The organism is Cyanobacterium sp. IPPAS B-1200 (assembly GCF_001747005.2).
GTDB lineage: Bacteria > Cyanobacteriota > Cyanobacteriia > Cyanobacteriales > Cyanobacteriaceae > Cyanobacterium.
This window is the reverse complement of record NZ_CP182899.1, coordinates 1277161-1299349: the sequence shown is the minus strand read 5'-3', so window position 1 is coordinate 1299349 and position 22189 is coordinate 1277161. Positions and strand designations below refer to the sequence as shown.

Genomic DNA, 22189 nt, shown 5'->3' with positions numbered 1-22189 from the left:
GCCAAAGTTTAGTGCGGTTGATGATAGTGGAACATAAAAAGCCAGACCATTTATTTCTATTTTTAGAAGTGTTTATCCAAGAGGGGGGTATCCAATCCTATGTGAAGGATGTTTTGAGGGGGTATCAAAAGTTAGATTATCGGGGGCAGGTTTTTGTTTTGCGGGATAAATACCCTGTGGATGATGATTTAATGGAGGGTAATTTGGGATTTGAGGGTTTTTTTCATGCTTCGCCCATGGTGGGCAGAATTAGGTTTATAGTTAGTTTTTTTCTATTTTTGCTCATAAATCGTCCTCAGCGGGTTTTTTGTGGACATATTAAGTTAGGGGGCATTACGAGGTTGTTTTGTGGTTTGTTTAATATTCCCTATACGGTTTTAACTTATGGTAAGGAGGTATGGGATACTTTACCCCCCAAAGAAAGACAGGTTTTGGATGATGCTAATCAAATTTTGACCATTAGCCGTTATAGTTGCGATCGCATTTATGAATCGAATAAAATTGAGAAGGATAAAATAGACATCCTGCCCTGTGTGGTAGATGCGGATAGATTTACCATCGCCCCAAAACCCAAAGAATTAATCGAAAAATATAACTTAGGAAATAGTAGGGTATTATTGACCGTAGCTAGATTATGGTCAGGGGATATTTATAAAGGGGTAGATGTCACCATCAGGGCATTACCGAAAATATTAGAAACCTATCCTGATGTAAAATATTTGGTAGTGGGTAGAGGAGATGATAAAGCCAGACTCAAAAAATTGACCCAAGATTTAGGTATAGAAAATAAAGTCATCTTTGCAGGTTTTATTCCTACCTCCGAATTAGTCAGCCATTATCAAGTCTGTAACGCTTATATTATGCCCTCTCAAGAAGGTTTTGGCATTGTTTACTTAGAGGCGATGGCTTGTGGTAAGCCCGTATTAAGTGGAGATAATGACGGATCGGCAGATCCTTTACAGGATGGACGTTTGGGCTGGAGAGTACCCCATCGAGATGCTGATGGGGTGGCTAGTGCCTGTATAGAAATTTTACAAGGAAAAGACCCCCGTTGTCATGGGGAATGGTTACGGGAAGAGACTGTTAAAAAGTTTAGTTTACAGGTGTTAGATAAAAGGTTGATGGAGTTGATAGAAAATTAAATTTTCATAACTGATGTTACGCAAAAATATAATTAGTTTAAGATGGTAAAAACGTTGGATGTTCATATTGTGTTTGTACACGTGCTGGGTAAGGGGCTAGGAGTTGGGCAAGGGGCTTAAGCCCCTTGTTAAAATTTACAGATAAAACTTAACTTATAAATGAGTGCGTAACGTCAGTTAATAAATAAAGTTCGGGGAATCGGATAGGTAAAAAATATATTTTAATGGTCAATTATCCTCTCACTTTCTCCACTATAGCCCTTACCAATCCATCGAGGGTATATTCTTGGGCTTCAATGTCAACCTTGCCAAAGATTTCTTGACAAGTAGCAGAAGTTTGGGGTCCGATAGAGGCGATCGCAATGTGATTAAATAAAGAAAGGGTATTATGGGGACATTGTGCCTTTACCATGGTATAAAAATTACGCACAGTTTTAGAGCTAGCAAAAGTAATCATATCGATAATGCCATTTTGTAGAGCATCTAATATCGTCTCATCCATTTCCTTGGGGCAACCCGACTGATAAGCCGATACCTCCGTTATGTGCGCCCCCTTTTGGGTTAAATCTTGCACCAGAATTTCCCTCCCCCCAGTTTCTACCCGAGGGAAGAGAATTTGTTTTCCCCCCAATGACTCTGGAAAATTCTCCGCCATGGAGTCGGCGATAAAATCAGGGGGAATAAAGTCTGCTTGTAGATGATACTCCTGCAAAACTTGGGCGGTTTTTTTTCCCACCACCGCAATTTTGATTCCTTTTAAGTCTGTTTGGTTTTTTCCAGCTTTTTCTAATCTCTGCCAAAAATAGTTTACCCCATTGGCACTGGTAAGAATTATCCACTCAAAATCATTTATATGTGCGATCGCACTATCCAACCCATCCCAACTAGAAGGGGGGGTAATCTCCAGCGCTGGCAACTCAAACACCGTTGCCCCTTTTTCCTCCAGCATTTTCCGAAACTGACTAGAAGAAGAGATAGCACGGGTAACTAAAATAGTTTGTCCAGCTAAAGGATAATTGTCTGTATATGTAGGCATGCTGAGGACAGTTGTTATAAAACCATTTATCGATTTTCAACCGTCCTTGGCAAACTGTCAACTATTTATGTCCGTTGTGGACTTATCATTAAGTTTTTTAAACCTTTGAGCAATTAACAATAAAATATAAACCAGTAATACATAAATGAGGGCGAGAAAAGGAATGAGCATGGAAAAACCTCCGCAAATAAGGGTAACAACAAACCAAAAATCAAACACTTTTAACCAACGAGGATCAAAATGTTCAGGAATAAAATAGCATTGGCTATAGAGTATATCTAAGCAAACAGCTTCAAATTTGCACCGCAAAGCATTGCAATCCATCACTGTAGTTGCACCGATATATATTATGAATAAAAATTACGTCCGCTTTTGTCGTAAATTCAGCTTGAATCTTTAACAGGCATATTAACTTTGTCTCACTACCCCATTAGTAACCAAAAATAACCGTTACTATTTTCAAAAACTCCTCAATAATTATTTATCTACGGGGCTATTAAAAATCCATAGGTAGCACAAAGGAGATGGGAGATGAAAAAGAAACCAGACTTAACCCCAAACAAGGTCAAACCATCTATCCTCACACTCACATATTACTGATAAAACCCTGTTCACTAAAAGTCGAGGCTTTCAACTCTAATCAAGCTACGCCTAAAGCCACAAATATTCACGACAGATTTTAGCGTGAGAGTTTTTTTAAACTTAAGAGAAAGTTATTTATTCCCTGAGTATATGATAGCATAGATTTTCAAAAATTAGAATTTTTTTTATTTTTTTTCTCAAGCCATAACCCTTGTCAAATATAGAATTGGATGCTTTTGTTTTGTTTCAAAGTATGGGAAGATGAAGAGTTGCCGTGTCAGTAAGCAAACCATAGCTTAAAATAGTAATAAGATATGTGAACTTTCGTAAACTATTTTTGCTAATACAACTCATCAATGACAACTGTAACCTCACTATTTCAGCCCGTTGACCAAGATTTGCACCTCCTAATCGACAATTTAACCAAATTAGTAGGCGCCCAACATCCCATTCTAGGAGCGGCAGCAGAGCATTTATTCAGTGCAGGGGGAAAAAGAATTCGCCCAGCGATTGTATTACTCGTGTCTCGTGCCACCATGGAAAAAGAAGACATAACCTCTCGCCATCGGCGCCTAGCAGAAATCACAGAGATGATTCATACTGCTAGTTTGGTTCATGATGATGTAGTTGATGATGCAGAATTAAGAAGACAAGTTCCCACGGTGAATAGTTTATTTGGTAATCGCATTGCTGTTTTAGCAGGGGATTTTCTCTTTGCCCAGTCGTCATGGTATTTGGCAAACCTAGATAATTTACAGGTAGTCAAGTTATTATCTGAGGTAATTAGGGATTTTGCGGAAGGGGAAATTCAGCAGGGTTTGAGTTGCTTTGACACGGATGTATCTTTAGAAAAGTATTTACAAAAGAGTTATTTTAAAACCGCTTCTTTGATGGCTAATAGTGCCAAGGCTGCCGCCGTATTGAGTGATACCAGTGAGGAAACGGCACAAAAAATTTATAACTATGGTAAAAATCTCGGATTAGCTTTCCAAATTGTGGATGATATTTTAGATTTTACCTCCCCGACAGAGGTTTTAGGGAAGCCAGGAGGCTCAGATTTAGCTAGTGGAAATTTAACGGCCCCTGTTATATTTGCTATGGAGGAAAATCCTTCCCTTACTATGCTTATTGAGAGGGAATTTAGTGAGGAGGGAGATTTAGATCAAGCCCTCAAATTAGTTTATGATAGTCAGGGTATAGAAAAATCTAGGGCAATGGCTGAACATCACAGTAAGTTAGCTTTACAGGAGTTAGATTGTTTATCCCCTTCCCCTTCTACTCAGGCTTTGATGGAATTGACTGATTATCTTTTAAGCAGAATTAAATAATTGATAGTTGAGAATGGATAATTAAAGTTGTTTTTAATTTGTCTTTTTTATTCTTAGTTATTTATGGGAGTAAACGAGAAACAGCATCGCTTAATTGTGATATGAAACACTATCAAATTACCATAAACTTTCAATATTTTTAATATTATGACAAGTACCTATTTCGTTAAATTATTTTAAAAATCTTTCTTGTAGAGTTAAAGTAATAATTGAACGGATAAAAAAGAGGGAGAATAATCCTGTTAAACCAAATAAAATTACTGCCCATTGACTATAAATAGTTGAAACCAGTAAAATGGCATTTAGTAAAGAAAAACCCATTAAAGAGCCATAAAGAATGCTTTTTAGGGCTAAATAAATATTTTTAAACATCCTTTCATTTTCTAAAGAGCGCACCCTCAACTGTAATTCTCCGCCGTCTAGTTTGGCTTGAAATTCTTGCATAAAACTTTCAAGGGAGGAGGGTTTATTGATTTTTTCCTTGATAAATATTTTTGTCTGATTAAAAACAGTTACTAATAGATTTCCTTGATTTCCTGAGCGAATAATATTTTTGATAAATGGTTGACTAGCGGCCATTAAGTTGTATTCTGGATCTAAATTTCGGGCTATGCCATCGAGGGTAGTTAAAGCCTTGACGATAAATGTCATTTGGGGTGGTAAACGGAAAGGTTGTTGCTCAAACATGACATAAATCTCGGTGCTTATTTCTTGAAATGCGTTGACATCTATGGGTTTATCTCTAAATTTTTCAAGGAGAAAACTAATCAATCTTTTCACTGCACTCATATCTGTCATACGCTCGATTAAACCCATGTAAATAAGCATATCTAGCACTTTATCTGTATCTTTCCGTAGGATAGCAAAAAAAGTTTGAACCATTTGTTCTTGGGCTAATCCTTTCACTTCTGCCATGGTGCCAAAGTCGTAGAAAATAATCGCACCATCATCCCTTACTGCCATATTACCAGGATGGGGGTCTGTTTGGAAAAATCCGTCTTCTAATAGTTGTTTTAGGTAACTACAAATACCAGTTTCGATAAGGGGTTTGAGGGCAATAGCTTTTTTTTGGAGGGCTTCTTTATCGTTAATTTTGATACCAGGAAGATATTCGAGGGTTAAAATGGTGGCGGTGGTATATTGCCAATATACTTTCGGGGCAACTACTTTGGGATAGTTATGAAAATTATTACGAAAACGCTCGGCATTTTTTCCTTCGTTTATGTAATCTATTTCAGAAAATAAAAGTTCAAAAAATTCTTGATAAACTAATTTTAATTCATACTTTTTAAACCCTGGCAAAATACGATTACCTAGATTAATAATTTGTTTTAATACTTGAAAATCGAGGTTAAATAATTTATCTAATCCTTTTCTTTGTACTTTAATTACTACTTCTTCCCCTGTTCTTAATCTTGCCCAATGTACCTGTCCTAAACTAGCTGCGGCGATGGGGATGGGTTCAAATTCTTGATAGATACTATATATAGATGTGTTTAATTCTGCTTCGATAAGGGCGATCGCCTCTTCCGATGCAAAAGCAGGAACTCGATCTTGTAACTTACTAAGTTCGGTAATATATTCTACAGGAATTAAATCAGGACGAGTAGATAATGCCTGACCAATTTTAATAAAAGTAGGACCTAATTCTATTAACTTATCAACTAACCATTTAGCTCTTTTATGTCGTTGAAAAGAACTATTTTTTCTGAAACAAAAATCTTGTAAAAGATAAAATGTAAATCGGAAGGCGATATTAAAAATCTGCCATTGACGTTTGAGGGGGGAATAACTACTACGCTCCCATGATATATTCGGCTCAGTAAACTTCATGCACTTCTTGCGGTAAAGTTATGGTAAAAGTGTTAATATAGTCCTTAGAATTAGGAGATAAAATACTAGAAACTTCAATAGTACCATTTAAATTCTCTACCAAGGACTTAACTAAAGCAAGTCCTAATCCAGTACCCCCATTAGTTACATTTTCAACGTTATTACCCTGATAAAAAGGTTGAAAAATATTTTCTTGTTCCTCTGCCGCAATTTCTGCTCCAATATTAGATATTTCAATGATAAAATTATTCAGATGTTTTTCAATGATTAAATATATCACTGTTTGAGCGGTAGAAAACTTGATGGCATTAAAAATTAACTCCTTAATAATTAAATCAAAACTGTTCAAGTCTGTTAATAAAAAATCTAACTGAGCATTAACATTTAAACTAAGTTGAGATTCCGTTAATTTCTCCATAAACTTCTGACGAATATCTTGTAAAAAAGATGAAATATGTACTTTTTGAGGGCTAATTTCCATCTCTTTTACTCTTAACTTTTGAATAGTCAAAAGATTATCAACCAAGTTAATTTCCTTGTCGCATTCCTGTTCTAAAATATCTATGTAAAGTTCTAAAGATTCATTGACATTACGTAACTTAAGCATTTTTATTCCTGTTTTTAAGTTAGATAAAGGAGTTTTTAGAGCATCACTCATACTAGCAATAAACTCATCCTTTACCTTATTAGATTCTCTTAATTCCTCTAAATGAAATCTTAGTTTATTAGATAATTTTGCCTGTACATCGAGGCTAAATCTTAGTTGACTGGTGCGCTCGTTTACCAGAGATTGAACTTTCTTAACAGTTTGTTGATTAATAATATCAGAAGTTACTTTTTTGCCAATCCATTTAAAAGCCTCTATTTCAGCATTACTCCATATTTTTGGGCTGTAGCTTTGTAAAATTAAACTACCCAAAATATTAGGTTGATATTTAGTTTTTTGTCTTTCTAAATAAAGAGGAATAAATAATAATGAATTGATTAAATGAAGGTCAAAAACTTCTGTCCAGTCTCCCCCTTCGACGTATTTATTAATGTCTTGTAAAGTATCTAGTATTAATACATCTGGGGCAGTTTTCCATCCATGGGATATAAGAGAAGATTTAGATAATTCATAATATTTTATTTCTTTATCCGCATCATAATTTTGAGACTCACAACAATCAAAAACCTTTTCTAGGGTAGCCGAAGGTATAGGTTTATTTTTTTGATAGGATTGAGTAATATGATCGTATTTAAACCGTATAATGGAAAGTCTATTTAGTTTAAGGACTTTTACGGTGTTAATCAAATCAAGATCAAAAATAGCGTCCATTTAAATAATATTATTAGCCCTTAATCAATATCCTCTATCATACTTACTTATTCCAGAAAATTTAACAACTAGCTAGTTATTATCAATTATTTTTATTTCACTGGTTTATGGTAAGTGGTATTGGAATCTAATTTGGGTTTAGTATGAGACAATTCTCGATGGTTATGATTTTTATTTCGAGGTAAGGGTTTTGTACGAGGACAAGCATAAGGGATTACTTTTTGTATTTTAAGGGAATCTCCTTCTCGACGACAAAGTATTTTGTAAACATAGCCACTCCACAACTTTTTATTTTTTAACCAATCATAGGTATTATTAAAAGTGTATTTAAATTTTTTAATAAAACCCGTTTCTCTGGCTTGTTGTCGTACTTCTTTTAAGCCCATAGAGCGCTGTACAGTGAGATTTTTTTGTACTGTCCACACTCCTATAAATTCCCATGTTTCCCAACCTCTTTCATTGGTAGGCATATTCATATCCCAAGCAATAATTTGTAATCCCACCAATTTGTTATTTTTCATTTTGGGATAGCCTCGAAACCAATGGGCCCCTAAAACTCCTTCTCTATTGTGGGCTAACCATTTTAGCCTTGCATCTTTAAAGGTGGCTTCCAAGACGCAACCATCGGGCAATATTAGGTTATGACAACTATTTTCTTCAGTGGGGGGTACTAATATACCATGAACCTCGGCGATCGCCTGATGACACCCATTACCTGCTAAAATTTTATAGCGATTCTTGTGGGACTGGGAGGAAGATATTATTTTTTTGTCGGAATGCTGATAGTGGGAAGCCACGGTAACTTTTTCCTTGACTATGGTTTTTTTGCTTTGGACATTCTCCCATCACTAAATCAAAGATTATATTGACGAGGGATGCCGTACATTTTACTTTCTACGCAAGGAGAAGGTTTTTTGTGCCATTAACTCCCAGTGAAAAATAATCTTGTCAAAAAGTTATCACATTTTGGGCTGAGATGTTAATTAAGTTTTTGGTTGACTTTTGAGTATGGGTAAATGTTGCCCTCGGAAAATTTCTTCACTAGCTTTCCCTAGGCTATCCATCATACCTCCCATTTCACGACTAATCCTTAATCCCAAAAGAATTGGAGGGGTTAGAATACTAATACCTAATTCTAGGACAAAGGGATTATGATTATTTTGATTATCCATATTAATATTTTTATGCTCACAGGGCTTTAAAATGATTTTACTATAAAAAATACTTTCTTTATTGGTTTTTATCAATTAAATTAAAAGAATTAATTCATTTGGTTCTTTCATTTAGTAAATAGTATTTTAATAAGAATAACTTAATTCATCGAAACAACTATATTGCTAATTATAAAAAATAACAACTTTTGGTAAAAAAATATAAAAAATAAAAGCAAAATAATTTTTATATTACTAAGTATGGTAACCAATTACTAAATTTACATTGTACTAATTAATTTTATGAACTTTGGACAATCGATAGGATTTTTAGTATTTTTAATTTCACTTTATGTACTGTGGAAAATTAAACAATTAATTTTATTAATTTTCATGGCAACAATATTTGCCGTGGCATTGAATCGTTTAGTCAGGATATTTTTAAATTTCAATGTTAGTCGTAAATACGCCACCCTAGTTATCGGACTTATCAGTTTACTTGTTTTTAATATATTAGTAGTGGTTATTTTACCGCCCTTTATTGAACAGTTTCAACTATTGATTAATACTTTACCCAAAGTTTGGGAAGAGATAAACCCTAGTTTAGAAGAGTTTTACTCAAACTATTTAGAGGGTAATTTTGCCGTACCTAGTTTTAATGATGTTATCGGTAATTATTCCAGTCTTAGCAGTAATTTAGTTAATAACTTTTTAGTCGTATTTTCTAATGTTGTCGCCGTAACATTACAAATTGTCTTTGTTTTATTTCTGACTGTTGTTTTTTTACTAAATCCTTCCCGTTATCGTCGTTATTGCCTCAAACTCTTTCCCTCTTTTTATCGCCGTCGTGCCTCAGAAATATTTGATAAAAGTGAAATTGCCATTGTTAGTTGGCTGAGTGGAATTTTAGTTAATTGTCTATTTATTGGCACTTTAAGTGGTGCTGGTTTGTTAATATTTCAAGTAAGATTAGTTTTAGTTCATGCCCTTTTGGCTGGACTTTTGAATTTTATTCCCAATATTGGTCCTACCATTAGCGTTGTCTTTCCTGTTATGATTGCACTACTCGATTCCCCGTGGAAAATTGTAGCAATTTTAATTTGGTATTTTATCATTCAAACCATCGAAAGCTATTGGCTAACCCCAAAGGTAATGGCAGATAAGGTTTCTTTACTTCCCGCCATCACTCTTTTTGCTCAAATATTTTTTGCCCAGTCTTTCGGAATAATTGGTTTATTACTAGCGCTTCCTTTGACAGTCGTGGTTAAAACTTGGGCTGAGGAGTTGTTGTTTAAAGATATTTTGGATAAATGGCAAGGAGAAAATTTACCCGTTGCAGTTAACCCTGAAGAGAATGGGGAAAAAATAGCCTAAAAAAAGTGGTGGGCAATACCCACCTAACTTAGTCACTATCTATCCTCAATCAGTGGTCGTATTAGCTAACTACCCAACCCGCACTCAAAACCACAGTGAGGGCAACGAAGGTAATACTCAAGGCCCATGTGATACGGTTAAGAGTAGCCTCTGCGGTTTTCACACTGGTAAATAATTGTGCTTGTCCGCCAATGCCTCCTAGACCATCTCCTTTGGGAGAATGGAGTAAGACTACCACGATTAGTAATAGGGCTGATACTGCCCATACGATTTGTACAATTTGATAAGCTGTCATGTAGTTAATATATGAATAATTTTACTATGGATGCCTTCCCTATTATGGCTGATTATGGAATAGAAGAAAAGCATCGATAGGGAGAAGGTGCGATAATCTACACCGAAATACTAACAGGGGTGCGACTTTGCTTAACATCATACCCTGCTTTAACGATCATCGATCGCCCCGTCATCTCCGCAGGTTGAGGTAGTTGTAAAATTTCGAGGATAGTAGGGGCAATATCCGCCAGTTTACCATCATCCCGAAGATTTACATCACCACCATGACCGGGGATTTTGCGTTTTTCCCCTTCGATGAGAATAAAAGGTACTTTATTGGTGGTGTGAGCAGTCCAAGGATTATTTTCCTCATCACTCATATATTCCGCATTACCATGGTCTGCGGTAATTATCACTGTACCACTAACTTGGTTAATGGCTTCTAATAGTTTTCCTAAACATCTATCCACCGCCTCAATGGCTTCCACTGCCTTATCTAACATTCCCGTATGTCCTACCATATCAGGGTTAGCATAGTTTAACACCACAAAGGCATATTCCCCCTTGGTGATGGCTTGACAGGCTACTTGAGTTAACTTTTCGGCGGACATAGCGGGGGCTTTATCATAAGTGGATACCATGGGGCTTTGCACTAATTCTCTGTCTTCCCCCTCGAAGGGTTGCTCTAATCCACCGTTGAAAAAGTAAGTGACATGGGGATATTTTTCGGTTTCAGAAGTACGAAATTGTTTTAATCCTGCGTTGGCAATGACTTCCCCTAGAAGGTTGGTAAGTTGTTCTGGTTCAAAGGCTACTTTTACTGGTAAATTGGGATCGTATTGAGTGAAAGTAGCAAAGCTCAGAGGTTTTATTAATTCTCTTTCAAAACCATCAAACTTTTCCATAGTAAGGGCGTAGCATAGTTGACGAGCCCTATCAGGACGGAAGTTATAAAATATTACTCCATCTTGTGCTTCGATGGCACCGGGGGCGAGGCGAGTGGGTTCGATGAATTCGTCGTTTATGTCTTGATTATACGATTCTTGGATAAGAGTTTCGGCACTTTTTTGGATGATGTTATCATCTTGGGTATATAAATCATAGGCTTTTTTGGTTCTGTCCCAACGACGATCTCTATCCATGGCAAAATAACGTCCACAAACAGTTACAATTTTACCCACACCAATTTTGTCGATATGTTCTTGAATCGCCTTAACATAGTTGATAGCGTCACTAGGGTTGGTATCTCGTCCATCGGTAATAACATGGACACAAACGTCACTAATTCCCTGTAACTTGGCTAAGTCTAGTAAACCGATTAAATGGTCTAAATGGGAGTGTACTCCCCCATCAGAGCATAAGCCGATTAAGTGTAATTTGCTTTCAGATTTGATGACATCCTGACATACGGATTCAAGGGCAGAGTTATTAAATATTGAGCCATCTTCTACGGCATCGGAAATTCTAACCAATTCTTGGGGTACAACCCTACCAGCCCCGATGTTTAAATGTCCTACTTCTGAATTTCCCATCTGTCCATGGGGGAGTCCCACCGCCTTCCCTGAAGCACTGATAAGGGTATGGGGATAGACTTGGGTTAATGTATCCATTATAGGAGTATTGGCAAGGGCGATCGCATTTCCCCGATCATCCTCACGAAAACCCCATCCATCTAATATTACTAGCACCACTGGAGAAATTGCCGCCTGACTCATAATACTTATTCCTAGTCTTCTAAAATTGTCTAATTAGCTGCAATTCGATAATAACATTGAAAGAGTGAACAGGGAACAATTAACCGTAAAGAGTTATCCGCAAATCTTAAAAAGCCTTATGCTATCTTACTTTGGAGGTTGAGAAAATTATTTATTCTCACTAAAAAAAACACAAAATATACTTGATTTTCAAGAAATTATTATCTCTGTTAATCCATAGGTCTATGACCCTAGTTCTAAAATTTATTGATCAGATAATGATTACTCATTCAAAGTCTTGTCAATCATATCCATTGCATAGCATTTGATATACAGGATTAATGTTTATATAAACAGGTTTAGATTACTTTATAAGTTTTAAAAACAAATAATAACCATTATATATAGACTGTTTAAGGCAATTCTAAATAAAAAATTAAATTATTTTTATATTTGATTTACCTTAGATTTTTTGATAAATATTGACTATATAATTGATAAAAAGTTTTAATGATTTTCATGGGAAGAAAAAGGAATTAACCTTATGATGATGATTTCGTGGTCAAAATAGGTTAAGTTGTCGGGAAACAGGGGCAAAGGAGCGACGATGATGGGGGGTGATGCCATATTGCCCGATCGCCCGAATATGTTTTTTGCTACCATAACCTTTATTATGCTCAAGGTCATAATGGGGGTATTGTTGGCTATACTCCACCATTTTTTCGTCTCGCCATACCTTGGCTAAAATACTGGCAGCGGCAATTAGGGGCGATCGCCCATCACCCTGTACCATAGTAATCTGGGGATATGGTAGCCGAGAAATAGCCTGATTACCATCCACCAAACAAAGCTCAGGGGTATGTTTTAACTGAGTCAGTGCGTCATACATTGCCGACAAAGAAGCCTGAAGGATGTTAATTTTGTCGATGGTTGCCACATCTACCACCCCCACAGCATAATCCGTCACCAAGGATTGAATTTGAGGTACTAGGGCTTCTCGTTTCTTCGGGCTTAACTTTTTACTGTCTTTTACTCCTAAATCAGCCAAAAGGGCGATCGCACTTACAGGCATCACCACCGCCACCGCTACTACCTCCCCAAATAGACAACCTCGCCCCACCTCATCAACCCCCGCAACCAAAGCAGTGGGGGAAAGAGAATCAAGGGCAAAGCCATCATCCATCACCATTACTCCTCAGACTTGCCAGTTTTAGAACGACGACGACGGGTACGCACCACAGGGCGATCGCCATTTAAAGCCTCCTTAACCACCGCTTCCGCTATGGTTTCAGGCTCAGACACCTTTGTCATTACCTCTTCCTCAGACTCCACAGGTAAACTATTATCATCATCCTCCTCAACCACTTCAACATCACCCTCATAACTCTCCTCAAGTCTCAAAGGCAGAGACATCTCAACCTTAACATCCTTCTCCTGCTCATTATGAGAATCATCGCCCATATCCACCGAAGAAGAACTAAAAATAACCTCCGAATCCTTCTCTACCGTTTTATCCGATAAATTATCATCCTCTTGAGACAAAGACTCATCAGGAGACTTCACATAAACCAACACCGACTTAGGATCCTTAATTTCCCGATCCAAATGTAACAAAGGAGAAACCCCCATCATCGCATAAATATCCTGTTGTGCCTCCGACATCGTTACCACCACTTTCTCCAACGTAGTCTCATCTCGACGGGCGCTTCTGGATAAATAAGTGCGCTCCTTACGCTCAGGTTTCGGAGAATCCCCCTCATTACCATTCTTATTGCTTGTACCATTATTATTCGTCGTATCATCCTTATCTAGCCCATCACGACGACGGCGACGGCGACTACTTTCCGTTTCCCTAGCACCATTCACCGAGGCACTATCCTTCTCATCTGGGGAAATAGCCCCATCATTACTGACATTGATAATCGGTTTACTATCATCAATAGTTGGCTTCTCAACCCCCTTAGTAATCACCACAGGCTGACTAAAATTCGTCACCGTTTCAATGTCTTGATGTCCTGGTAGATGAGCCATAACACCCAAACCCCCGCACTGAGAACAAGTCTGGGCAAACAACTCATAAATATTTTTACCCTGACGCTTCCTCGTCAACTCCACTAATCCCAACTCCGTCAACTGAGCAATTTGCGGTGCTGCCTTATCCGACTTCAACGCCTTCTCAAAATCTTGAATTAAGTCCAACTTATCCTGACGGGAATCCATATCGATAAAATCGACAATAATTACCCCACCAATGTTACGCAACTTCAACTGTCGAGCAATTTCTACCGCCGCTTCCCTATTTGTCCAAGAAACCGTCTGGCGAGAAGTAGCCGAGTTAGTAAACGAACCAGAGTTGACATCAATCACTGTCAATGCTTCCGTTGGCTCAATGATAATATAACCTCCAGAAGGTAGATCAACCCTAGGTTTCAGAGCTTCTTTAATGGCTGCATTTACTCGGAAATAATCCAAAATGGAAGTATAACCTTGATGACATTCAATCACCACTCCGCTAGGATGACGACTTGCACTCCAATCATTAAGCTGTTTTTTCACTCGCTTAACACTATTATCCGAGTCAACCACAATGCGATTAACCTCGTCTGTGTACATATCCCGTAATACCCTTTGAATAAAATCATCGTCACGATTTAACAACGCTGGAGCTTTTACGGTATTTGCTTCCTGTTTAATTTTTTCCCACTGTTTCTGTAAAAACTCTAAATCCTCGATGATAGTCTCTTCCGCTTTCCCCTCCGCTTCCGTACGCACCAATAAACCCATTCCCGCCGGTTTAGAAAGAATAGACAATGCCCTGAGACGATTTCTTTCATTTTCATTCTTGATGCGACGGGATAAACTTACCCCCTTACCATTGGGCATCAATACGAGATAACGCCCTGGTAAACTAATATTACCCGTTAAACGAGGGCCTTTATTGCCCGTAGGCTCTTTCATTACCTGAACTAAAACCTTTTGATGGGGGCTTAATAATTCCGTAATAGCCGCTGCATTTCTCCGTAACCGAAGGGGACCTAAATCGGTTACATGGATAAAACCATTTTTTTCCGCATCACCAATATTGACAAAAGCCGCATCAATACCAGAAATTACGTTTTCTACCGTTCCTAAATAAATATCTCCTACCTGTTGATTTCCTGTAGCGACTACCAACTCTTGAATTTGATCTTCTGCAAAAACCGCCGCAATATGATTTTTTTCAGCAATTATTATTTGTTTTGACATTCAATATTCCTCGAAATTTTTAAATCTTTATCAATATGAAAAATTACTTTTAAACAGACTAAAAATGTGGATATAGTTCCCCTAAATAATTTATCCAAATTTTAACTTAATTTTCTCCCTTTGTAGAGAGGTAGCACCATCAAGCCATAATAGCTAGGGGAATTAAAACCTCATAATCGAAACAGGATTACCACCACAGTTTCCTTACAAATACTATTATTGGTAGTTTTAAAAAACAAAATGAGTTATTAAAGTACAAAAGAAGTTTTGACTATATTAAAATTAATACTTTTTTGTCAACTATAATATATAGTAATAAAATTTAAGTGGGTGGTATTTATAAATTAATATTTCAAGATCACTTCCTTTTTTTCATATAAATCTTATGCCATTAATTATGGTTATATATCTCCTACCTAAATCACTAAAACAATAGTCATTTCCTAAAAAACATTCCATCTTCACCATCCCTAGACTGCTATACAAATTTACACAAGTTAAACAAAACTGATTAGCTTAACTTAACCGCAATCTCATCAAAACCGAATTTTTTTGTTCTAGTCTGGAGGTTATTTAAGATAAATCCAATTATCTTAGGAATTATTTATTACTCCAACACCTAAAACCTTTTTTTTATAGAATACTGAAATCGACTTTCTATCAGATAAAACATATAAATCTTCTGAATGATATTCAATGGTTTTAATATTTACTGGAGCTAAGGCTATAGTATTCAGATGGTAAAAATTTTTGTTGGGTAGAAGAAGAGAGGGAAGAAAAAGACTCCTAGTATCAGGTTTCATCTTTTTTCCTATGGAACAATGAAAAACAGTTTATTTTCATAGGACAAACTTTGTGGGAACTATTGATAGTTTTTCTAAAGTTTGTTGTTGATTTTATATTATTTTAACCGATTTTACCATTTTTCGGTAATTTAGCCATTACACCTTAAGAAAATAAGTTTATCCTACATTATTTCTCTTCCCTTTTAGGGGTTCCTTGGGTTGTAATATGGAATATAATTTAGTAACTGACGTTACGCACTCATTTATAAGTTAAGTTTTAACAAGGGGCTTAAGCCCCTTGCCTAACTCCTAGCCCCCTAACCAGCACGTGTACAAACACAATATGAACATCCAACGTTTTTACCATCTCAAACTAATTATATTTTTGCGTAACATCAGTTAGTAATGCTCACCACTGAGATATAAAGATATTATCATGATTGTCAATAATTAGAAATCATATCTAAAATTGACAACGCTTTCCTTTACTATCATTGGTTTTTCATTAAATAACTAAGGTAGGTATTTTGTAATAACATTGCCACCGTCATGGGGCCAACTCCCCCTGGTACTGGGGTAATATAAGAAGTAATATCTTTAATGGCTTCGTAGTCAACATCTCCTACCAATTTTCCTTTTCCTTCTGCTGTTTCGATGCGATTGATACCCACGTCAATGACTACGGCACCTGGTTTTACCATGTCAGCGGTAATCATTTCTGGTTTGCCCACCGCTGCGACGAGTATATCAGCATCTTTGGTGACTTCGGCTAGGTTAGGGGTGCGAGAATGGGCGATGGTGATGGTGGCGTTTTCTTCTAATAACATGAGGGCGAGGGGTTTACCCACAAGGATACTCCTACCCACGACGACGGCTTTTTTTCCTGCGATGTCGATGTTGTATTCTTTGAGGATTTCCATGACTCCTGCGGGGGTGCAACTGCGTAATCCTTTTTCTTGTCTAACTAATTTTCCGAGGTTGTATGGGTGAAGTCCATCGGCATCTTTTTCGGGGAGAATTTTGAGGAGTAAACCAACGGAATCTAGGTGAGAAGGTAGGGGGAGTTGTACTAAAATTCCATCTACCCGCTCGTCTTGGTTTAACTGTGCGATCGCACTTTCTAACTCTTCTTGGGTAGCATTGGCGGGAAAATGACGGCTAAAAGACTCCATGCCGACTTTTTGACAGGATTTTTCCTTGTTGCGTACATAAACGGCACTAGCGGGGTTATCTCCCACCATCAACACTGCTAATCCGGGCGCTCTTTTTCCTTGGGCTACCTGCTCACTAATTTGGGTTTGTAGCTTGGTTTGTATTTTCTGGGCTAAACTTTTACCGTCTAAGATTTTAGCAACCATGTTAGTAATAATTATCTGAGTTATTATGATACTTGAACTTTAACTTTTGATGATTATATAAGCATACTTTCCTTTATGGTCATTTTATTGTAATTATTTACTTATGAATCGATTTTTTTACTCTTGGCGTTCTGTTTTAATCGTTACTTCCCTCCTCACTTCTAGCTGTGCCTACCTTATTAATGGGGGTTTTGCGGGAGAAAATCAAGTGAATATAGAAACCATATCAACATTAGAGCAGGATAATGATGTTCAGGTTAAAGTAGAGGGTACAGTCAAAAACGTTATCCCCTTAGTCAATGGATATGCTTATGAAATAGAAGATAATACAGGCTCTATCTGGGTAATGACAACGGGCAAAAAGCCAGAAATAGGTCAAACAATTTCCTCCCAAGCAATGGTTAAACGGGAGGAGATTATCATTGGGGAAGAGGATATGAGTAGTTTTTATCTCAAAGAAATAGTTGAAGAGGAAACTAATCTTTCTGAAAATGATATGGAAGAGGAAATTAACGCTGATGATACGATGGAATCTGAGAAAGATAATCAAACCCCAGAAACGGATAGCGAGGGATGAGGTTAAATAAATTAATTTTTCATTCCCCATCCTAACCAAAGCACTTTTTTACAAAAGCCTAGTTAATCGATAATATTAACTAAAGGTAAATCATGACCATTAATCTCCATAGCTTCCAAGCAACTATTTATATTAGTAACAGCTTGGTTATAAATTATGCCGTCAGATTTTAATTTTTGTGTCAACTGTTGATTATAGGCAATTTTTTCCTTCGCTTCTTGTTCGAGGGTTTGCTTGAGGTTTTCCCTTGCAACATCATATTTTTGCAAAATATTGTCCGCCATCTGCTTCGCCATGGGTATCAAATTAGTTTTGATGGTTTGGTTGATGGTTTGACGAAAAACTTGGCGTATGGTGCGATCGATTTTCGGCTCAAAATCAAGGCGCAATAGTTGACGGATGGCAGGTTCAGATTCTACCATAGCAGATGAATCATAGGCTTGGGAAGTTTGCTTCAGGGTTTCCCGAAATTGGTAGATGGAAAATGTACCTTCGCTGTAAAATTGAGGACTTTCCCTTACGTAGCGATCGCACTCTGTACTAGCTTCAGATTGTAGCGCATACAGTAACTTAGTTTGTAAATTTTGCAACTCTTTTTCAATACCGCCATCATCACCCAGTAAACGATAGAGATTAAAAACCTAATAAACCACTGGTTTTATAAATACGATTGGTATGGTTAAATTCACTATTTATTAAACTATCTAAACGCTGTCTCAACTGTCCATTGTACCAAGTTTGATCAATACGATTAAACACATAAAAAACTCGATCTCGAATGGCAGGATTAGTCTTTAGTCTCTCTAATAAATCTGTTTCTGCTTGGGTTAAATCCCCTGCTGAGGCGGGTTTTAGTACACATACCACAGCGGAAGTATTAGCATCTTCAATTTTGCGGTAAGCTAATTCAGCATCCTTTTTGATGGGGGCATCAATGCCAGGCAAATCCACCAACACGTTACCGTCTTCGAGGAGAGGATGATAACAGTAGTAGTCAAGACGTTTTAATACCGCTGAATTTTTTCCCCGTCGGGCATAACTAGCTGCCTCACTGAGATTACTAAAATTAAATTGCTCCATGGAATAGGTGGCATTTTCAATGGTGCGGATTTTTTCTCGGTTGGCTTCAAATCCTGATAGTAATAGTTTGAGGGCATTAGCCTGTTTTCCCAATTCTGATTTATTATGCCCTCCTTCCTGACGAATGAGATCATCACAAATGACTTTTAATTCATCAACAATAACGGTTTGATTGATATTGACATCGGTTAAATCAATGTTGAGAATTTGGGCAAGGATAGAAGCCTGACTCCTGATTTCTGCTTCACTGAGGAAGGTTAAAACTACCCTTTCTTCTTGGGGTGGGGCGTATTCTATATAACACTCTGTACCTGTGGCGTGTCCTTCGGCACTATATAATAGAGTTGTTGCGAAATAGTAGGAGATAGCTTTAATGTTGAATATTAAATAAAGTTAATGGGATTTTTCTTATTCCTGATTTTATTTTATGCTACTTCCAAATATAAATTCCATAATCCACAAGCTGTTACCATTAGTTTGTCATCAAATTCTGGCGTTCTATTTCTATAAACTGATGATACAGCATAGTATCTTTTTACCCCTGCAAAAGCGTTCTCACATCCTACTCTTTCCCTTGATAATTCTCTATTTTCCTCTTTTTGTTCCACCGTCAACTCTCCCCCTCTCGGTTTTTTTTGAGGTAAAAAGACATTATCATACATTTTTTGCACTCCTTGAAATCCCGAATCTGCTTGTACTTTCACCATATCTGGTATTCCCCCAATCAAGTCAAATTGATCATGGATTTTTTTATCATGAATTTTGCCATTACAGGTGGGTGTTAACTGTAATATCTTTTTTTCTGGGCTTACTACCGCTAGATTTTTACGGGTGTGTCTTTTCTTTTTTCCTGAGTAATTTTCTTTTTGTTTTTTCTTGTCTTGTGGTCGATTAATCGGTCTTTCCACCCCGTCAATCATCACTCTTTCCACATCGGGAAAATATTCCCTGAACTCTTGAATTGTGCTAATTTTCCTTTTTGGCAATACCTGTTTTTCATTTAATGTTTTTTCTAAAACCTCTTGTAGTTTATGACTCCATCGATAAGCTTGACTTCGGTCACAATCAAAGAGAATAGCAGCTAAATCAAATGTTGGATAACATTTTAAATAAAATAGAATATAGAAAAGTTTCTGCTCAATGGTTTTGAGATGAGATTTTCGACCTCCGCCAAAGCGTCTCTGACGAGAAGAGTCACTTTTTTGTGATAATGAAAGATAAACCGACTCAAAACTGACTAATAAATCATCAAATGCCTTGCGATTCAATCCTGTGGTGGCTCTGAGGAGTCGATCTTGATTAAGTATTTTGTCAATATTTAACATTCTACTTCTTTTTACTTAGTCAGTTTTCTCTATTATCTCCTATTTCGCAACAACTCTAATAATTCTCTTTCGAGAAGGGCGTTAATTAACATGGATTTTCCCGCACTGAATGCCCCTGCAAAGACGATTTCAAATTTAGGGGCGATCGATCGCCTTTTGTAGCGAAGTTTCAAGGGATGAGGTATCATGATGTACCCTTAACTCGGCATTTTTTTGTAATAGTTCAATGATTTGATTTACTTGAGACGCTAAATCTTGACATTGGGGGTGAATACTTGGCATGGGGATAAAAAATGTTTTTGATATATATTCAACTACATTATGACTATTTTTGATGAATTGGAAACATTAATTTATTTATTGTCATATACCAGTGTCCTGTCTTTAAAAGATGAAAAAGTGGAATTATGAGGCTAGGCAGGAGGCAATAATTATCCATTCTCAATTATTTCCCCTAAAACCTAACCCCCAATAACTAACTAACCGTTTCTAACTTACCGATGGTTTTATGTTCGTCGGTAAAAGTTTGTTGGGCTAACCTTTGTATATCCTCGGCACTAACAGCATTAATCGCCTCTAGGCGAGTAAAGACATTACGCCAATCCCCTGTTTTTGCTTGATATTGTGCCAAAAGATTTGCCATGCCCGAATTAGAATTTACTGAGCGCAATAAATTTGCCGTGGCTTGGGTTTTCACCCTTTCTAACTCTTCCGTTGATACCAACTCTGTTTTTAGCTTTTCTATCTCCTTATCCAATTCTATGGCTAATTCATCGAGCGATCGCCCTGGGGCAGAAACTCCATAAAACAACATCAAATTTTCGTACTTGTTACCAGGAAAACCACTAAAGCCAGATACACTGAGGGCAACCTTTTCCTCCTCTACCAAAGACTTATATAGACGAGAAGTGCGCCCATCACTTAAAATCGAGCCCATAATCTCATAAACCACATAATCAGGATCGTTTAAGCTAGGAATGTGATAACCCTCGAAATATAAAGGCTGAGAAGGATATTCCACCACCACGTTTCTGGTTTCCCGTTGCTCAGGCTCGTTTATAGTAAGGGAAGAAGGTTTAACACTGTCGGGAAAACGTCCAAAATATTCTTGCGCCATGCTTCTAGCTTCATCAGGGTTAACATCACCTACCATAGCAATGGTAATATTACTGCCCCCGTAGTGAGTATCAAAAAAGTCTTGTACATTCGCCGTAGTCAAATTACGAATATCTTCCTCAAAACCAATGACAGGGCGACGATAAGGGTGGGAAACAAAGGCAGTTAACAAAAATTCCTCCACCATTTTACCGATGGCAGAGTTATCCGTGCGTAGTCTCCTTTCCTCCAAAATTACATCTTTTTCTTCGTAATATTCCCTAAATACAGGATCTAAAAATCGATTGGATTCAAGATACATCCACAACTCTAGTTTATTGGAAGGAAAATTATAAAAATAAGCCGTATAGTCGGCGGAAGTAGCAGCATTTAAGCCAACGCCCCCCTCAATTTCTACAATTTGCCCAAACTCATTTTGGTTTACATACTCACTGGCTTGTTGATTTACTTCCCTAAATTGAGCTTCTAACTGAGCTAATTTTTCTGGATCATTTTCTGCCCTTGCTTTCTGAATTTGATCAAAAAGACTGTCTAATTTTTCTAAAAGAGGCTTTTCTTCTTCATAATTAATAGTGCCAATTTCCGATGTTCCTTTAAAGGCTAAATGTTCTAAATAATGGGCTACTCCTGTTTGTCCTTCTGGTTCATCCACTGCCCCTACATCTACATACGTAACAAAGGAAACAATGGGGGCTTGATGGTTTTCAAGGATAATAAATTTTAAACCATTGTTAAGGGTAAATTCAGTGACATTATTTTTTACCTGTTCTAAATAAGGAGTAATTGACCGATTTTCCTGAGCTTGAGCAAAGGCAGAATTAAGGTTAAAATTCCAAATTAATAAAGTTACTAATAATAGATTAAATATTCTTTTTAGGACTGAAGCAGATGATTTCATGAATAGGATATATGATTTCAAGTATGGGACAAGAGGCTTAATTCCCTTGTTGTTATAGATTATATTTTTC

The 22189-nt window shown here is 37.0% G+C and carries 17 protein-coding genes and 2 pseudogenes; 4 read left to right on the top strand and 15 right to left on the bottom strand.

The annotated features are described in order from the left end of the window. The first annotated feature begins 26 nt into the window (after positions 1-26). Positions 27-1142: a glycosyltransferase family 4 protein gene (locus A5482_RS06090; RefSeq protein ID WP_446684824.1), complete on the top strand. Its 1116-nt coding sequence runs from the start codon at positions 27-29 to the stop codon at positions 1140-1142. 232 nt (positions 1143-1374) lie between these two features. On the opposite strand, the gene A5482_RS06085 is transcribed toward A5482_RS06090, so the two are convergent. Both A5482_RS06085 and A5482_RS06080 read right to left on the bottom strand, forming a co-directional pair. Beyond that, positions 1375-2178 (bottom strand): uroporphyrinogen-III synthase, encoded by an 804-nt coding sequence (locus A5482_RS06085; protein ID WP_069790427.1) that lies wholly within the window; start codon positions 2176-2178, stop codon positions 1375-1377. Positions 2179-2235: 57 nt separating this feature from the next. Beyond that, complete coding sequence (locus tag A5482_RS06080) at positions 2236-2502, bottom strand: hypothetical protein (protein WP_069790428.1); 267 nt, start codon at positions 2500-2502, stop codon at positions 2236-2238. 614 nt (positions 2503-3116) lie between these two features. On the opposite strand from A5482_RS06080, the gene sds reads away from it, so the two are divergent. Next, complete coding sequence (sds, locus tag A5482_RS06075) at positions 3117-4088, top strand: solanesyl diphosphate synthase (protein ID WP_069790429.1); 972 nt, start codon at positions 3117-3119, stop codon at positions 4086-4088. 171 nt (positions 4089-4259) lie between these two features. Here the strand turns inward: sds and A5482_RS06070 are convergent, their stop codons facing one another. The 4 genes from A5482_RS06070 to A5482_RS06055 all read right to left on the bottom strand — a co-directional run bounded on the left by A5482_RS06070 (position 4260) and on the right by A5482_RS06055 (position 8411). Next, on the bottom strand, positions 4260-5921 hold the full coding sequence (locus tag A5482_RS06070; protein ID WP_069790430.1) for an ABC1 kinase family protein: 1662 nt from the start codon (positions 5919-5921) through the stop codon (positions 4260-4262). Beyond that, complete coding sequence (locus A5482_RS06065) at positions 5908-7239, bottom strand: sensor histidine kinase (RefSeq protein ID WP_069790431.1); 1332 nt, start codon at positions 7237-7239, stop codon at positions 5908-5910. Before A5482_RS06065 ends, A5482_RS06070 begins: the two co-directional genes overlap by 14 nt. A gap of 92 nt (positions 7240-7331) precedes the next feature. Next, positions 7332-8036 (bottom strand): hypothetical protein, encoded by a 705-nt coding sequence (locus A5482_RS06060; protein WP_242411924.1) that lies wholly within the window; start codon positions 8034-8036, stop codon positions 7332-7334. 186 nt (positions 8037-8222) lie between these two features. Continuing rightward, positions 8223-8411 carry a hypothetical protein gene (locus A5482_RS06055; protein ID WP_069790443.1) on the bottom strand — a complete coding sequence of 63 codons (189 nt, stop codon included), beginning with the start codon at positions 8409-8411 and terminating at the stop codon, positions 8223-8225. 282 nt (positions 8412-8693) lie between these two features. On the opposite strand from A5482_RS06055, the gene A5482_RS06050 reads away from it, so the two are divergent. Then, complete coding sequence (locus A5482_RS06050; RefSeq protein WP_069790432.1) at positions 8694-9764, top strand: AI-2E family transporter; 1071 nt, start codon at positions 8694-8696, stop codon at positions 9762-9764. 61 nt (positions 9765-9825) lie between these two features. Here the strand turns inward: A5482_RS06050 and secG are convergent, their stop codons facing one another. From secG to folD, 5 genes are all read right to left on the bottom strand, one after another. Next, positions 9826-10059: a preprotein translocase subunit SecG gene (secG, locus tag A5482_RS06045; RefSeq protein WP_069790433.1), complete on the bottom strand. Its 234-nt coding sequence runs from the start codon at positions 10057-10059 to the stop codon at positions 9826-9828. 97 nt (positions 10060-10156) lie between these two features. Continuing rightward, on the bottom strand, positions 10157-11755 hold the full coding sequence (gene gpmI, locus A5482_RS06040; protein WP_069790434.1) for a 2,3-bisphosphoglycerate-independent phosphoglycerate mutase: 1599 nt from the start codon (positions 11753-11755) through the stop codon (positions 10157-10159). Positions 11756-12296: 541 nt separating this feature from the next. Then, positions 12297-12917: a ribonuclease HII gene (locus A5482_RS06035; RefSeq protein WP_242411925.1), complete on the bottom strand. Its 621-nt coding sequence runs from the start codon at positions 12915-12917 to the stop codon at positions 12297-12299. A gap of 5 nt (positions 12918-12922) precedes the next feature. Then, complete coding sequence (locus A5482_RS06030; protein ID WP_069790436.1) at positions 12923-14980, bottom strand: Rne/Rng family ribonuclease; 2058 nt, start codon at positions 14978-14980, stop codon at positions 12923-12925. 1276 nt (positions 14981-16256) lie between these two features. Then, positions 16257-17123 (bottom strand): bifunctional methylenetetrahydrofolate dehydrogenase/methenyltetrahydrofolate cyclohydrolase FolD, encoded by an 867-nt coding sequence (gene folD / locus A5482_RS06025; RefSeq protein WP_069790438.1) that lies wholly within the window; start codon positions 17121-17123, stop codon positions 16257-16259. 103 nt (positions 17124-17226) lie between these two features. Here folD and A5482_RS06020 point away from each other — a divergent pair, with 103 nt between their 5' ends. Beyond that, a complete protein-coding gene (locus A5482_RS06020; RefSeq protein WP_069790439.1) occupies positions 17227-17700 on the top strand; it encodes a hypothetical protein in 474 nt (157 codons plus the stop codon). A 62-nt stretch (positions 17701-17762) separates the two neighbouring features. On the opposite strand, the pseudogene A5482_RS06015 reads toward A5482_RS06020, so the two are convergent. The 4 genes and pseudogenes from A5482_RS06015 to A5482_RS06000 all read right to left on the bottom strand — a co-directional run. Then, a pseudogene (locus A5482_RS06015) lies at positions 17763-19122 on the bottom strand (dynamin family protein); the annotation flags it as partial. Between the two features lie 83 nt (positions 19123-19205). Continuing rightward, positions 19206-20105 carry an IS5/IS1182 family transposase gene (locus A5482_RS06010; protein WP_069790049.1) on the bottom strand — a complete coding sequence of 300 codons (900 nt, stop codon included), beginning with the start codon at positions 20103-20105 and terminating at the stop codon, positions 19206-19208. Between the two features lie 56 nt (positions 20106-20161). Beyond that, positions 20162-20387, bottom strand: a pseudogene (locus A5482_RS06005) (hypothetical protein); the annotation flags it as partial. A 193-nt stretch (positions 20388-20580) separates the two neighbouring features. After that, a complete protein-coding gene (locus tag A5482_RS06000) occupies positions 20581-22119 on the bottom strand; it encodes a M16 family metallopeptidase (RefSeq protein ID WP_141712677.1) in 1539 nt (512 codons plus the stop codon). Positions 22120-22189: the final 70 nt, after the last annotated feature.